Source organism: Kitasatospora sp. NPDC058184 (assembly GCF_042883725.1).
Lineage (GTDB): Bacteria > Actinomycetota > Actinomycetes > Streptomycetales > Streptomycetaceae > Kitasatospora.
Genome location: NZ_JBHVVE010000042.1, coordinates 1 through 14,054, shown reverse-complemented (window position 1 = coordinate 14,054; position 14,054 = coordinate 1). Strand labels below are relative to the sequence as shown.

Genomic DNA, 14,054 nt, shown 5'->3' with positions numbered 1-14,054 from the left:
GATGAAGAAGCCCGCATTCAGGAAGAAGTCCGGCGCCGGCTCGCCCGCCGAGCCGACCGGGCCCGCCGTCGCGGCGGAGCCGTCCGGCCCGGCCCGGACGTCCCGCCCCGGCCGCGGCCGCGGCCCGCTCGCCGGGCGAGCCGGAGGAGCCGGGCGAGCAGGGGGAGCCGAGGGGGCCGGAGCAGCCGGGTCCGGCGGGGCGGCGAAGACCACCCAGTCCCTGCTCGCCGCGGCCGTGGTGCTCGCGGCGGTGTTCGGGATCGCCCAGGTGCGCCCGCCGGCCGCCCCGGCCAAGGCCGGCACCGGAGCCGCCGCGACCACCGCGCAGGTCGAGCGGACCTCGGTGGTCTGCCCGCAGCCGGTCCAGGGCCTGACCGGCTCGACCACGCTCACCGCCTACACCCCGCCCGGGACGGGCTCCGCCACCGGCGGGGCCGGCTGGCTCTCCGACGCGGCCGCGCCCGCCGTGCCCGCCGCCCAGCCGACCACCGCCCCCGCGGCCCCGGCCGCCGCCACCCCGGCCCCGACCGGCTCGGGCGCCCCGGGCGCCCCGGTCCAGGACAAGAACGCGGCGCCCGCCGACGCCCGGCTGACCGTACCCAAGCCCGGCACCCCGGCCACCGGCCCGGCCGCCAACGGCGACGCCGCGCCCGGCACCGGGGCCGTCGCCACCGGCGCCCTCGCCCCCGGCTTCACCGTCACCCAGACCACGGTGGTCACCGAGCAGCGCGGCCTCGGCCTGTCCGGCCTCACCTGCACCCCGGCCGCGACCAGCTTCTGGTTCGCCGGGGCCAGCACCGCCGCCGACCGGGTCGACTACCTCAGCCTGGTCAACACCGAGTCCGCCGCCGCAGTGGTGGACATCAAGCTGTACGGCGACAAGGGCCTGATCGACAACGACGCCGCCAACGGGATCACCGTCTCGCCCGGCAGCTCCCAGGCCGTCCTGCTGTCGACCCTCACCAAGGGCGCGGTCGCCGACCTCGCGGTGCACGTGGTGGTGCGCTCCGGGCGGGTCGGCGCCGCGCTGCACGCCGCCGACGGCGGCAAGGGCGCCGACTGGGTCCCCGCCTCGGACGCCCCGGCCCCGGTCCAGGTGATGCCCGGCCTGCCCGCCGACACCGCCTCCGCCCGCCTGGTGGTCTGGGCGCCGCCGGAGGACGACGCCGACCTGAAGATCCAGCTGTCCGGCAAGAACGGCTGGTTCAGCCCGGCCGGCAACGAGTCGATCCACGTCAAGGCGGGCATGGTGGCCGCCGTCGACCTCGGCAAGCTCACCCGGGACGAGGTCGCCGGGCTGCGGCTGTCGCCCAGCGACGACAAGCACCGCACCCCGGTCGTGGCCGGGCTGCGGGTCGACCGGGCGGCGGCCAACGGCAAGACCGACGCGGCCTGGCTGACCGGCAGCGACCCGGTCGGCGCCCGCGCCACCGTCGCCGACAACCGGGCCGGCGCCTCCACGCTCTACCTGACCTCCAGCGGCGAGGCCGCCACCGTCCGGGTCACCGCCTCGGCCGGCAGCGGCGGCGGCACCCCGGCCACCAAGGAGGTCCAGCTGCCGGCCGGCGGCACGGTCGCCCTCCCGGCGCCCGAGCCCGCCGGGCTGAACGGCGTCTTCGCGCTCACCGTGGAGACCGTCTCCGGCGGCCCGGTGGTGGCCGCCCGGATGCTCTCCCTGCCGGCCAAGGACGTGCCGATGTTCACCGTCCAGGCGCTGCGCGACGACCGCAGCACCGTCAAGGTCCCGCAGGCCGGCCAGGACCCGGGCGTCGTCCTGCGCTGAGCGCGCCGAGCGGGGCCCGCGCCGGACACCCGGCGCGGGCCCCGACCCGTCTCAGTCCTCGTCGTAGCGCGGGTCGATGGCGTCCGGCGACAGCCCGAGCAGCTCCGCGACCTGTTCGATCAGGATCTCGTGCACCAGCGCCGCGCGGTCCTCCCGGGTCTTCGCCCGGATCTCCACCGGCCGCCGGTACACCACGATCTGGCTCTTGCGCCCCTGCTGGCCCGGCGACACCCGCCCCAGCGGCACGCCGTCCTCGGCGTCGGCGCCGTCCGGCTCGTGCAGCGGCACCTCCTGGACGGCGAACTCCACCTCGATCAACTGCGGCCAACGCCGTTCGAGGCGCTCCACCGACTCGCGCACGTAGTCGTCGAACAGTTCGGAGCGGGTGAGCGAGATCGGCACCTGGGGCGGCGCCAGCGGGCCGCGCAGGCCCCGCCCGTGCCGGTCGCGGTGCCGGGGGCGGCGCGCCGGGCCTGTCGATGACTGCGGTGCGGAGCTGTCCATATCACTGCCGAGGGTAGTCCTTGGACGGTCGGAAGTGGACCACTCCGACCGGGAATCGCACGGGGCGTCGGATACGCGGACCCGGCGCCCGCGGGGCGACACGGCACCCCCTCCGGGCAGGCGGTCTTCGCTCCCCGGCGGGGAGTGCGGTACCGTCCACCCTCGTGAGCTCTGTACGTCGTTGTTCGCGGACCGCGTGCGGCCGGCCGGCCGTCGCGACGCTGACGTACGTCTACGCGGACTCCACCGCCGTCCTCGGGCCGCTCGCCACCTACGCCGAGCCGCACTGCTACGACCTGTGCGCCGAGCACGCCGAGCGCCTCACCGCCCCGCGCGGCTGGGAGGTCGTCCGGCTCGCCGCCGAGGCCGGGCCGCTGCGCCGCAGCAGCGACGACCTGGAGGCGCTGGCCAACGCCGTGCGCGAGGCCGCCCGCCCGCAGACCCCCCGTCAGGGCCGCGGCTTCGAGGGCGAGTCCACCGAGGGCGGCCGTCGCGGCCACCTCCGGGTGCTGCGCTCGCCCGACAACTGACACCCTTCCCGGCACGGGGCGTTCGTCCGGCCCGGGTACGCTGCCCGTCTACCGTCACCGCGCCCGTCGACCGACGCGCGGTGGCCGCGACGAATCGTGATCAGTCCTAAAACCAGGGTGGAGCCGCAGTGCGCGACCTCAAGCAGCTCGTGAAGGCGTACGACGTCCGAGGCGTTGTCCCGGACCAGTGGGACGAGAGCCTGTCCCGGGCCTTCGGTGCCGCGTTCGTGCAGGTCACCGGCGCGACCGCGATCGTGGTCGGGCACGACATGCGGCCCTCCTCGCCGTCGCTGAGCCTGGCCTTCGCCGAGGGCGCCGCGGCCTACGGCGCCGACGTGGTGCAGATCGGGCTGTGCTCCACCGACCAGCTGTACTACGCCAGCGGCAAGCTCGACCTGCCCGGCGCGATGTTCACCGCCAGCCACAACCCGGCCCAGTACAACGGCATCAAGCTGTGCCGGGCCGGCGCCGCCCCGGTCGGCCAGGACACCGGCCTGTCCGAGATCCGCGAGCTGGTCGAGTCCTGGACCGCCGAGGACGACACCGTCACCGTCCCGGCCAGGGACGTGAAGCCGGGCGCGCTGTCCGCCCAGGACACCCTGCGCGGCTACGCCGACCACCTGCTGGGCCTGGTCGACCTCACCGCGATCCGCCCGCTCAAGGTCGTGGTGGACGCCGGCAACGGCATGGGCGGCCACACCGTGCCGACCGTCTTCGACGGCCTGCCGATCGAGCTCGTCCCGATGTACTTCGAGCTGGACGGCACCTTCCCGAACCACGAGGCCAACCCGCTCGACCCGAAGAACCTGGTCGACCTCCAGGCGAAGGTCCGCGAGGTCGGCGCCGACGTGGGCCTGGCCTTCGACGGCGACGCCGACCGCTGCTTCGTCGTGGACGAGCGCGGCGAGCCGGTCTCCCCGTCGGCGATCACCGCCCTGGTCGCCGTCCGCGAGATCGCCCGCGCCCGGGCCGCCGGCGAGGCCGAGCCGACCGTCATCCACAACCTGATCACCTCCTGGACCGTCCCCGAGGTGGTCCGCGAGCTCGGCGCCAAGCCGGTGCGCACCCGGGTCGGCCACTCCTTCATCAAGCAGGAGATGGCCGAGACCGACGCCGTCTTCGGCGGCGAGCACTCCGCGCACTACTACTTCCGCGACTTCTGGCGCGCCGACACCGGCATGCTGGCCGCGCTGCACGTGCTGGCCGCGCTCGGCGGGCAGCCGTCCGCGCTGTCCGGGCTCACCGCCGAGTACGACCGCTACGCCGCCTCCGGCGAGATCAACAGCACCGTGGCCGACCAGGCCGCCAGCACCGCCGCCGTCCGCGCCGCCTTCGCGGGCGGGGAGGGCACCACGGTGGACGAGCTGGACGGACTGACCGTGGCCGGCCCGGACTGGTGGTTCAACCTGCGCGCCTCCAACACCGAGCCGCTGCTGCGCCTGAACGTCGAGGCCAAGGACCCGGCGAAGATGGCCGAGCTGCGCGACGGCGTGCTCGCCGTCGTCCGCGGCTGAGCCCCTCGCCCGACGCCGAGCCCTGGCCCCCGCCCGGGCCCCCGCCCGCGCGGAGCGCCTGAGCACGGGCCCCGGTGCCCCGGCCGGTAGGGTTTCCTATCGGCCGGGGCACCTCCGTGCCACCCCCGAACCTTGGAGAGCCCCATGAAGCTCGAATCCTTCCTGCTGGAGATCCTGGTCTGCCCGCAGTGCCGGGCCGCGCTCGTCGAGGGCGGCACCGAGGAGCAGCCCGAGCTGGTCTGCACCGGTGCGGACTGCGGCCTCGCGTACCCGGTCCGCGAGGGCATTCCGGTCCTCCTGGTGGACGAGGCCCGCCGCCCGGCCTGATCCTGGGGGCGACGCCCGGGACGAAGCCCCGGGATGAGCCCCGGGACGCAGCCCGCCCCGACCGACCGTCCAGGACCGCAGCCGGAGGTTCGCCGCATGCTCGACGACACCCTGCTCGACGACCCGGCCGCGCTCCAGCGCGCCGACCACGACCGCGCCCTGCTGGCCCTGGCCGGTGCCGGTGCGCGGGTCCGCACCGCACTGCGGCAGGCCGAGGCGGCCGGCCTCGACCGGCTGCGTCCGGACGGCCGCCCGCGTGCCGTCCTGGTCGCCGGGCACGGCAGCGCGCTGACCGCCGCCGAGATGCTCTCGGCGCTGGCCGGCACGGGCTCCCTGGTCACCCCGCTGCCGCCGACCGAGGCGGCCGCCCCGCGCGCCGACCGGGCCGGCGCCCCGCCCGCCTTCACCGCCGGGCTCGGCTGGCAGCTGCCCGGCTGGGCCGGCCCGCTGGACCTGCTGGTGATCAGCTCCGCCGACGGCGGCGAGCAGGGCCTGGTCGCCCTCGCCGAGCAGGCGTACGCGCGCGGCTGCGCGATCGTGGTGACCGCCCCGGCCGGCAGCGCGCTGGCCGGGGCCGCGCTGCAGGTGCGCGCGCTGCCGCTGCCCTTCGTGGCCTCGGTGCTGCCCGAGGACCTCGCGCCCGTGACGGCCGTCGAGCCGGACCTGCCGGCCGAGGACCCGGCGGCGCTCTGGTCCCACCTCGCCCCGCTGCTGGCGCTCGCCCAGAAGATCGGCCTCACCCAGCTCCCGTACGACGCGCTGCCGGCCCTCGCCGACCTGCTGGACGCCGCCGCGGTGCGCTGCCGCCCGGACGCCGCCGCGTACACCAACCCGGCGAAGGGCCTGGCCGCCCGGCTGGCCGGGACCGTCCCGCTGCTGTGGGCCGAGGGCCCGATCGCCGGGGCGGCCGCCACCCGGTTCGCCGCCCAGCTGGCCGACCGGGCCGGGCGCCCGGCGCTGGCCGGGCCGCTGCCGCAGGTGCTCACCGCCCACCGCGGCATGTTCACCGGGCAGTTGGGCGCGGGCGCCGATCCGGACGATTTCTTCCGCGACCGGGTCGAGGAGCCGGACCCGCTGCACCTCCAGGTCCTGCTGCTGCGGCACGCCCCCGGCGCGGCCGGCCCGGCGGCGCCGGACGAGCAGGACGGCCCGGCCGAGGTCCCGGAGGAGGACGCCGGGCCGCGCAGCTTCGGCGTCTCCCGGGCGCACCGGCTGGCCGCCGCGCACGACGTCCGGCTGACCGAGTACGCGAGCACCCGGCCGGACGCGCTGCACGCGCTGGCCGACCTGGTCGCGCTGACCGACTTCGCCGCCGTCTACCTGGGGCTCGCCGCCGCGCAGTCCTGAGACGGTCGGCCGGTCGGGCCCCCGGGGCCGGTACGGTAAGCGCTCGACGACGCCGACCGACCCGTGAGGACCTGGAAGCATGAGCACCGAAGGCGGTACCAAGGCACTGATCGCGGCGCTGTCCGCGAACCTGGCGATCGCCGTGGCCAAGTTCACCGCCTTCGGCTTCACCGGCTCCTCCTCGATGCTGGCCGAGGGCGTGCACTCGGTGGCCGACTCCGGCAACCAGGTGCTGCTGCTGGTCGGCGGCAAGCGGGCGCGCCGGGCGGCCGACGAGGAGCACCCCTTCGGGTACGGCCGCGAGCGCTACGTGTACGGCTTCCTGGTGGCCATCGTGCTGTTCAGCGTCGGTGGCCTGTTCGCGGTCTACGAGGGCTGGCACAAGATCAGCCATCCGGAGGCGCTGGACTCCTGGGGCTGGGCGGTCGGCGTGCTGGTCTTCGCCATCGGCATGGAGGGCTGGTCCTTCCTCACCGCGGTGCGGGAGTCGGAGAAGGCGAGGGGCAAGCAGAGCTGGACCCAGTTCATCCGCACCGCCAAGGCGCCGGAGCTGCCGGTGGTGCTGCTGGAGGACACCGGCGCGCTGATCGGCCTGGTGCTCGCGCTGTTCGGCGTCGGGCTCACCGTGATCACCGGCGACGGCGTCTGGGACGGCATCGGCACCCTGTGCATCGGCCTCCTGCTGGTGGTGATCGCCGTGGTGCTCGCCCTGGAGACCAAGTCGCTGCTGCTCGGCGAGTCGGCCGACAAGGACTCGGTGCGCCGGATCCGGGAGGCGCTGGTGGACGGCGAGGCGGTCACCCGGGTGATCCACATGCGCACCCTGCACCTCGGCCCGGAGGAGCTGCTGGTCGCGGCCAAGATCGCCGTCAACGCGGAGGACAGCGCCGCCCGGGTCGCGGAGGCGATCGACGCCGCCGAGGCGCGGGTCCGCGCCGTCGTCCCGATCGCCCGGGCGATCTACCTGGAGCCCGACGTGTACAGCGCCGAGAAGGCCGCGGCGGGCGACGACCCGGCCGCCACGCCCGGCGGCCCCGGCCCGGGCGGCGCGCACTGACCCCTCCCGCGCCCCCGACCCGCTGACCGACCCGTTCCGCGCGCCGGCCCGTCCTGGGGCCCGGCTTGAGAGCGGGTCGGACCGGGGGCCGAAATCGGTCATCGTCGGACGGCCGACGGGGCCATCGGTGTAGATTCGTCACCAGAGCCAGAACGTCGCTGCTGATGGCGGTCGATCGGCGGTCCGCACCCCGCGGGGCGCGCGCCGGTCGAGGGAGAGAGGTCCTCCGACGGTTTGTGCTGCGCAACGGGAAGCCGGTCCACCACCACGGACCCGGCGGTCCCGGCGTGGCCGTGCACCCGTACGGCCTGACGCACGCGACGCACGCCCGGACCTATGGCCCCACCCCCATCAGCGAGGAGCAGACGCATGTCGACCGACATCACCGGTGACTTCAAGGTCGCCGACCTTTCCCTGGCGCCGTTCGGCCGCAAGGAGATCCAGCTGGCCGAGCACGAGATGCCCGGTCTGATGGCGATCCGCGCCGAGTACGCCGAGGCGCAGCCGCTGGCCGGCGCCCGCATCACCGGCTCGCTGCACATGACCATCCAGACCGCCGTGCTGATCGAGACGCTGACGGCGCTCGGTGCCGAGGTCCGCTGGTGCTCCTGCAACATCTTCTCCACCCAGGACCACGCGGCCGCCGCCATCGCCGTCGGCCCGGAGGGCACCCCGGAGAACCCGCAGGGCGTGCCGGTCTTCGCCTGGAAGGGCGAGACCCTGGAGGAGTACTGGTGGTGCACCGAGCAGGCCCTGACCTGGCCTGACGGCAAGACCCCGAACATGATCCTGGACGACGGCGGCGACGCCACCCTGCTGATCCACAAGGGCGTCGAGTTCGAGAAGGCCGGCGTCGCGCCGGACCCGTCCACCGCGGACAACGACGAGTTCCGGATCATCCTGGAGCTGCTCAACCGCACCCTCAAGGACACCCCGAACAAGTGGACCGAGGTCGCCTCCACGATCAAGGGCGTGACCGAGGAGACCACCACCGGTGTCCACCGCCTGTACGAGATGCACCGTGACGGCCAGCTGCTGTTCCCGGCCATCAACGTCAACGACTCGGTCACCAAGTCGAAGTTCGACAACAAGTACGGCTGCCGCCACTCGCTGATCGACGGCATCAACCGCGCCACCGACGTCCTGATCGGCGGCAAGGTCGCGGTCGTCTGCGGCTACGGCGACGTCGGCAAGGGCTGCGCCGAGTCGCTGCGCGGCCAGGGCGCCCGCGTGATCGTCACCGAGATCGACCCGATCTGCGCGCTGCAGGCGGCGATGGACGGCTACCAGGTCACCACCCTGGAGGAGGTCGTGGAGATCGCCGACATCTTCATCACCACGACCGGCAACAAGGACATCATCATGGCCTCGCACATGGCCCGGATGAAGCACCAGGCCATCGTCGGCAACATCGGCCACTTCGACAACGAGATCGACATGGCCGGCCTGGCCAAGCTCGACGGCGTCGTGAAGACCGAGGTCAAGCCGCAGGTCCACGAGTGGCGCAAGGCCGACGGCCGCACCATCATCGTCCTCTCCGAGGGCCGCCTGCTGAACCTGGGCAACGCGACCGGCCACCCGTCCTTCGTGATGTCCAACTCCTTCGCCAACCAGACGATCGCCCAGATCGAGCTGTTCACGAAGACCGAGCAGTACCCGATCGGCGTCTACGTGCTGCCGAAGCACCTGGACGAGAAGGTCGCCCGCCTGCACCTCGACGCGCTGGGCGTGAAGCTGACCACCCTGAGCCAGGAGCAGGCCGACTACATCGGCGTCCCGGTCGAGGGCCCGTTCAAGTCGGAGCAGTACCGCTACTGACCGATCAGCGGATCCGACGGCCGGCGCCCTCCCCTCCGGGGGCGCCGGCCGTCGGCGTTCCGCCGGGGCGGTTCAGCGGGTCCAGGAGGCCTCGTCCGCGCCGAGCACCTCGAACCGCTCGAGCAGACCCGCCAGTCCGCCGGCCCCCTGGACGGACGGGAGTCCCGCCGCGGTGCCGTTGGCGCAGAGCTGGACGCCCTTCTCGACCCGGCACACCGGGGTGCCGCCGTTCGGCCGGCCGTCCGCGAACTTCCCGAAGCCGTCCGGCTGGACCGTGACGCTCAGCCACTTGTCGCCGACGGTGTACGACAGGATGGCGCTCCACGGGGGCTCGGAGTCCCTGGTGGGCCGGTGGACCTCGGCGTTCCGCAGCCCGAGGTCGGCGGGCAGGCCGGTCGGGCGCACCGGGAACGGGACGTCCCGACTGCCGAACTCGGCGCCGGCCGCGACCCGGAGCAGGTCGTCCTGGACCTTCGCGTCCAACCACAGGGTGGCGGTCAGCTGGGCCCAGCGGCCGGAGGCGGTCAGCCAGCGCAGCCCGCCCAGGGACCCCGACGCGTCGGTGAGCAGCCACTGGGCCTCCCGGCCGGCGACCGGGGGCGCGGGGGCGGTGTGCTGTCCGGGGGCGAGGGACTCGCCGGGGCCGCGCAGCAGCTCCAGCTTCAGGGCGGGGGTCGCGTTGAGGACGGCGGTGGTGGTGGCCGCGGTGGCGACGGAACGGCTGTCGCTGTTCGCGTAGCCGACGGCCGGCCGGGCCAGCCACGACGGCAGCCAGCCGAAGCGGGCCTCGGCGCTCAGCGGACCGGTCCGCGCCGCCGGGGTCGGCGCGGCCGTCGGGGACGGCGCGAGCGAGACCGGGGCGGTGGGCGCGGGGACGGCCGGCGCGGGCGGCGCCCCGGCCGGGCGCAGCAGCAGGACGCCGGCCAGGACGGCGGCGGTCGACCCGGCCACCACACCGACCAGGGCCTGCCGGCGGCGGCGCAGCCGGACCCGGCCGCGGGCGATCACCGCCGAGGTGTCGAGTGCGGCGGGCGGTGCCGGGGCCTCGGCGAGGGCGCTCAGCCGGGCGGTCAGATCACGCTGCTCGTGCGACCTCATGACGTCCTCTCGGCGGTGGTGGGACGGGGGGAGAGCGTCGTCCGGAGGGTGGCGAGCGCCCGTGAGGTCTGGCTCTTCACATTGCCCGAGGAGCAGCTCATCGCATCGGCGGTCTGATCGACCGTGAGGTCGCAGTAGTACCGGAGCACCACGGTGGCCCGCTGCTTGGGCGGCAGCGCGGCCAGCGCCTTGCGCAGGTCGAGCCGGGCGTCGAGGTCGGCGGCCACCGACGCCACGTCCACCGGCGCCGCGGTCCGTGACGTCCGCCGCCACCAGGACGAGCGCTGCTCGGCGAGGAAGGTGTTGACCAGCACCCTGCGGGCGTAGCCGTCCAGGTTCTCCACCCGGCCGGCCCGCGACCAGTTCACGTACAGCTTGGTCGCGCACTCCTGCACCAGGTCGTCGGCCCGGTGCCAGTCCCCGCACAGCAGATAGGCGACCTTGCGCAGCCAGCCGCTCCTGGAGGCCACGTACTCCGTGAACTCCACGTCGCGCGTCTGCTTCGCCATCCGCACCCCCTCTCGTCGTGGTGGCGGCGCACCGGCGCGCCGTCCGCCCCTCTAATGCGGGCACCGGCCGGAACGTTGCACGCGAACCGCGCACGTAGGCTTTCCGGCATGCCCAACGGCCGGTACTCGCTCCACGACCCGCACGACCACGTCCCGCTCGGGGAGGAGCGCTTCAGTTGCGCCCCCGGGGCGGCCGGGTGGAGGTACGTCTCCAAGACCTACGCGCCGGACGGCCGGGTGCTCGGCAGCACCGACCTGACGCTGGACTCGCGCGCCCGGCCGCTGCGGCTGGAGCTGCGGGCCGGCGGCTGGCAGGTGCGCGGCGGGGCGGTGGACGGGGTGGCCTGGGTCCGGACCGACGCGGCCGACCCCGGCGGCGAGCACGCGGCGGAGGGCCACGACCGGGCGCACGCCTTCACCGGCCGCTCGCCGGGCTTCCTGGTCGCCACCGCCCGGCTGCTGCGGCTGCGGGAGGGGGCGAGCGCGCGGGTGCGGTTGGTGGCCTTCACCGAGCCGGTGCTGGCGCCGCGCACCCTCGACCAGGGGTGGCTGCTGGAGGGCGTCGACACCCACGAGACGGATTCGGGGCCGCTGCTGGTCGAGCGGTACCAGGTGGCGGACCTGGAGACGGGTGAGCAGCAGGTCGTGCACCTGGCGGGCGATGTGGTGCTGGCGGCGGAGGGGATCGAGCTGGAGGAGCTGGAGTCGCCGCCGAACGCCTGGCGGGTGGGGGCGGAGGAGGAGTAGCGGGCCTTCGCGGCCGGGGCCCGTGCGGCAGGGCTGCTGCGGCCGGGGCGGTTCGCCTCAGGCGGGCGGGGCGAAGCCGCTGCCGGCGGCGGGCTTGTCGAAGGACGGGGCGGTCGGTGCGGCTGCCGGGGCCGCGGCGGGGGCCGGGGGAGCCGTGGGCGCGGGCTGCTGGGCCGGCAGGCCGAGGACCCGGACGGGCCGTCCGTCGGCCGGGCCGGTCGGAGCCGGCGCGGGGAGCGGACCGGAGGCCGGGCGGGGAGCGGGCACCTGGGCGGGCACCTGGGCGGGTACCGGTCGGCCGGGTATCGGCCCGGCCGCCCACAGCTGCTGCTGGGCCCGGGTCCACTCCCGCCGCTGGCGCTCGGTGAGCACCGCGCCCAGGTACGCCGCCGGGTGCAGCCCCGGCGCGATCGGGTGGCCGATCAGGGCGGACAGGTCCTCGGCCAGCCGGGTGGACATCCGGTGCATCACCGCCGGGTCCAACTGGCTCGTCCGGCCGAGCAGTTGGCGGACGGCCAGCCAGAGCGGCTCCGGCACCGCGGACAGGTCCATCGCGACCAGCTCGTGGCCCATCGACTGGAGCAGGTGCGGGTGCACCGGCGGCAGCGGGGTGGCGGAGCCGCCCGCACCCGGGGTGCGCTCGCGGACGACCACCGTCCCGGCGAAGATGTCGCCGAGCCGCTTGCCGTCCGAGTGCACCGCCGAGGTGATCACGGCCGGGGCGCCGGTCAGCACGATCATCTCGAAGAAGCCGACCAGCCCGCGCACCAGCGAGTGCCGGAAGCGCACCGGCCCGCCGTCGGTGCGCACCACGCGCAGGCCGAGCGCGGCCTTGCCGAGCGAGCGGCCGCGGGTGAGGGTCTCGACCATCACGGGCACGGCGACCAGGAAGAACACCATCAGGCCGATCATCGTGGCGGCCAGGGCCGCGCCGTCGAGCCCGATCAGCGCGAGGCTCAGCAGCAGCGTGAACACCAGCAGGGCGGCGAACTCCACCAGCAGGTCGATCACGATCGCCAGGGCCCTGCTCGGAAGCTTCGCCGTCTGCAGGCCGAGGACGACCGCCTCACCCGTCACCAGGTCGCTCAAGACACCTGTCCGTTCACGTTCTTGGAGCCGGTACGGCTCGCCCATGGGGATCCGGCGCCTGGGAGGGCGGCGGTGCCGGGGGAGGGAACCACCCCGGACCGGCTCCCCGTGACGCGCTCTCCGCAGTCTGATCCGCAGCCGCAAACATACGGGGCCCGGTGGGCGCACGGGAAGTGAGATCCCGACGGCCGGGGCGGCGGCCGCTGCTGGCATGCTGGGCCGCGCGTGTCCGCCCGGACCCGCCAGCCCGGACCCGCCCGCCCGCGGACCCGCCCGTGCACGCACGTCCGCGCACGCCGCCGATCTATGGAGCCGCCGAAATGGACCTGGACGTCTTCGTCGCCACCCACCAGGGGGAGTGGGCCCGACTGGACGCCCTCGCCCGCCGGCGCCGGCTCGGCGGGGAGGAGGCCGACGAGCTGGTCACGCTCTACCAGCGCGCCACCGGACACCTCGCCAAGGTCCAGGCCGCCGCGCCGGACCCGGCCCTGGTGAGCCGGCTGACCGGCCTGGTCTCCCGCGCCCGCAGCGCGGTGACCGGCGCCCGGACCAACGGCTGGCAGGACGTCGCCCGCTACTACACGGTGAGCTTCCCGGCCGCGCTCTACCGCTCGCGCCGCTGGTGGGTGCCGGTGGCGGTGGTCTCGATGGTCGCCACCGCACTGCTCGCCTGGTGGATGGCCACCCACCCCGAGGTCCGCAACAGCCTGGTCGCGCCCGAACACCTCCAGGAGCTGACCCGCCCCGGCGGCCAGTACGAGACGTACTACTCGGACCGGCCGGCCAGCTCCTTCGCGGCACAGGTCTGGACGAACAACGCCTGGATCGCCGTGCAGTGCCTGCTGTTCGGGATCGCGTTGGGCATTCCGGTGCTCTACGTGATGTGGACCAACGTGCTCAACCTCGGCATCGGCGTCGGGCTGATGGCCTCCGCCGGTCGCCTCGACGTCTTCCTCGGCCTGCTCATCCCGCACGGCCTGCTGGAGCTGACCGCGGTCTTCGTGGCCGGCGGCCTCGGGCTGCGCCTCGGCTGGACCGTCATCGACCCCGGCCCGCGCACCCGCTCGGTGGCCCTGGCGGAACAGGGCCGCGCGATCATCGGCATGTCGATCGGCCTGGCGACGGTCCTGGCGGTCTCCGGCGTCCTCGAAGCCTTCGTGACCCCGTCCGGCCTGCCGACCTGGGCCCGCATCTCCATCGGTGTGCTGGCCGAGGCGGCCTTCCTCCTCTATGCCCTGGTGCTGGGCCGGCGGGCCGCCGGGGACGGGGAGTTCGGCGATCTGGACGCGGCCGACCGGGCGGACCTCCAGCCCGTCGCGGCCTGAGCCGATGTGATCGACAGGTCTCTGACCTGCTAGTCTTCTACTCGTCCGGCCAAAACCATTGACGTGGTGAGGGTGGGCTAGTAGGTTTGAACGGTTGGGACTGACTGGACAACGGTCGGTCCCGGGCGTTAGTGTCTACGACACCGCCGAATCGAGGCGAGCGTGTTCCACGGAATACGCGTCCTCTGACGAAGCAAAATCCCACGGACGGATCACTCCGAAAGCCTTGATAGGCTTCGGAACGAAGTTCGCAGGAAATCCCCCCAGTGGGAATCGGATGAATGAAGCGCCGGTAAACGGAGCGGAAAACGTCTGGTAAGCTGGAAACACGAAAGAACGAAGCCCGGAGGGTCCGCTGGAAGGCGGTCCGAAGGAAGCGTCCGTTCCTTGAGAACTCAACAGCGTG

At 74.5% G+C, this 14,054-nt stretch carries 13 protein-coding genes; 9 read left to right on the top strand and 4 right to left on the bottom strand.

Annotation, left to right across the window (positions count from 1 at the left end; translation table 11 throughout):
* Nucleotide 1: 1 nt before the first annotated feature.
* Complete coding sequence (locus ACFVXH_RS40710; RefSeq protein ID WP_387831188.1) at nt 2-1,783, top strand: DUF5719 family protein; 1,782 nt, start codon at nt 2-4, stop codon at nt 1,781-1,783.
* Between the two features lie 51 nt (nt 1,784-1,834).
* Here ACFVXH_RS40710 and ACFVXH_RS40705 read toward each other — a convergent pair whose 3' ends face one another.
* On the bottom strand, nt 1,835-2,287 hold the full coding sequence (locus ACFVXH_RS40705) for a metallopeptidase family protein (RefSeq protein ID WP_049659268.1): 453 nt from the start codon (nt 2,285-2,287) through the stop codon (nt 1,835-1,837).
* Nucleotides 2,288-2,451: 164 nt separating this feature from the next.
* Here ACFVXH_RS40705 and ACFVXH_RS40700 point away from each other — a divergent pair, with 164 nt between their 5' ends.
* The 6 genes from ACFVXH_RS40700 (at nt 2,452) to ahcY (ending at nt 8,880) form a co-directional block, all read left to right on the top strand.
* Nucleotides 2,452-2,817, top strand: coding sequence for a DUF3499 domain-containing protein (locus ACFVXH_RS40700; protein WP_049659269.1), 366 nt, complete (start codon nt 2,452-2,454; stop codon nt 2,815-2,817).
* Nucleotides 2,818-2,945: 128 nt separating this feature from the next.
* A complete protein-coding gene (locus ACFVXH_RS40695; protein WP_387831187.1) occupies nt 2,946-4,331 on the top strand; it encodes a phosphomannomutase/phosphoglucomutase in 1,386 nt (461 codons plus the stop codon).
* 144 nt (nt 4,332-4,475) lie between these two features.
* Nucleotides 4,476-4,658, top strand: a complete 183-nt coding sequence (locus ACFVXH_RS40690) for a Trm112 family protein (RefSeq protein WP_049659271.1) — start codon at nt 4,476-4,478, stop codon at nt 4,656-4,658.
* Nucleotides 4,659-4,754: 96 nt separating this feature from the next.
* Nucleotides 4,755-6,005 (top strand): SIS domain-containing protein, encoded by a 1,251-nt coding sequence (locus ACFVXH_RS40685; protein WP_387831186.1) that lies wholly within the window; start codon nt 4,755-4,757, stop codon nt 6,003-6,005.
* 79 nt (nt 6,006-6,084) lie between these two features.
* Complete coding sequence (locus ACFVXH_RS40680; RefSeq protein ID WP_387831185.1) at nt 6,085-7,062, top strand: cation diffusion facilitator family transporter; 978 nt, start codon at nt 6,085-6,087, stop codon at nt 7,060-7,062.
* Between the two features lie 369 nt (nt 7,063-7,431).
* A complete protein-coding gene (ahcY, locus tag ACFVXH_RS40675; protein WP_049659437.1) occupies nt 7,432-8,880 on the top strand; it encodes an adenosylhomocysteinase in 1,449 nt (482 codons plus the stop codon).
* A 72-nt stretch (nt 8,881-8,952) separates the two neighbouring features.
* Here the strand turns inward: ahcY and ACFVXH_RS40670 are convergent, their stop codons facing one another.
* Both ACFVXH_RS40670 and ACFVXH_RS40665 read right to left on the bottom strand, forming a co-directional pair.
* Nucleotides 8,953-9,978 carry a hypothetical protein gene (locus ACFVXH_RS40670; protein ID WP_387831184.1) on the bottom strand — a complete coding sequence of 342 codons (1,026 nt, stop codon included), beginning with the start codon at nt 9,976-9,978 and terminating at the stop codon, nt 8,953-8,955.
* A complete protein-coding gene (locus ACFVXH_RS40665; RefSeq protein ID WP_049661338.1) occupies nt 9,975-10,487 on the bottom strand; it encodes a SigE family RNA polymerase sigma factor in 513 nt (170 codons plus the stop codon). Before ACFVXH_RS40665 ends, ACFVXH_RS40670 begins: the two co-directional genes overlap by 4 nt.
* Nucleotides 10,488-10,595: 108 nt before the next feature.
* Between ACFVXH_RS40665 and ACFVXH_RS40660 the strand changes: the two genes are divergently transcribed.
* Nucleotides 10,596-11,234, top strand: a complete 639-nt coding sequence (locus ACFVXH_RS40660; RefSeq protein ID WP_074003857.1) for a hypothetical protein — start codon at nt 10,596-10,598, stop codon at nt 11,232-11,234.
* A 57-nt stretch (nt 11,235-11,291) separates the two neighbouring features.
* On the opposite strand, the gene ACFVXH_RS40655 is transcribed toward ACFVXH_RS40660, so the two are convergent.
* Nucleotides 11,292-12,323 carry an RDD family protein gene (locus ACFVXH_RS40655; protein WP_387831183.1) on the bottom strand — a complete coding sequence of 344 codons (1,032 nt, stop codon included), beginning with the start codon at nt 12,321-12,323 and terminating at the stop codon, nt 11,292-11,294.
* 320 nt (nt 12,324-12,643) lie between these two features.
* Between ACFVXH_RS40655 and ACFVXH_RS40650 the strand changes: the two genes are divergently transcribed.
* Nucleotides 12,644-13,648: a stage II sporulation protein M gene (locus ACFVXH_RS40650; RefSeq protein ID WP_049660346.1), complete on the top strand. Its 1,005-nt coding sequence runs from the start codon at nt 12,644-12,646 to the stop codon at nt 13,646-13,648.
* The last annotated feature ends 406 nt before the right edge of the window (nt 13,649-14,054 follow it).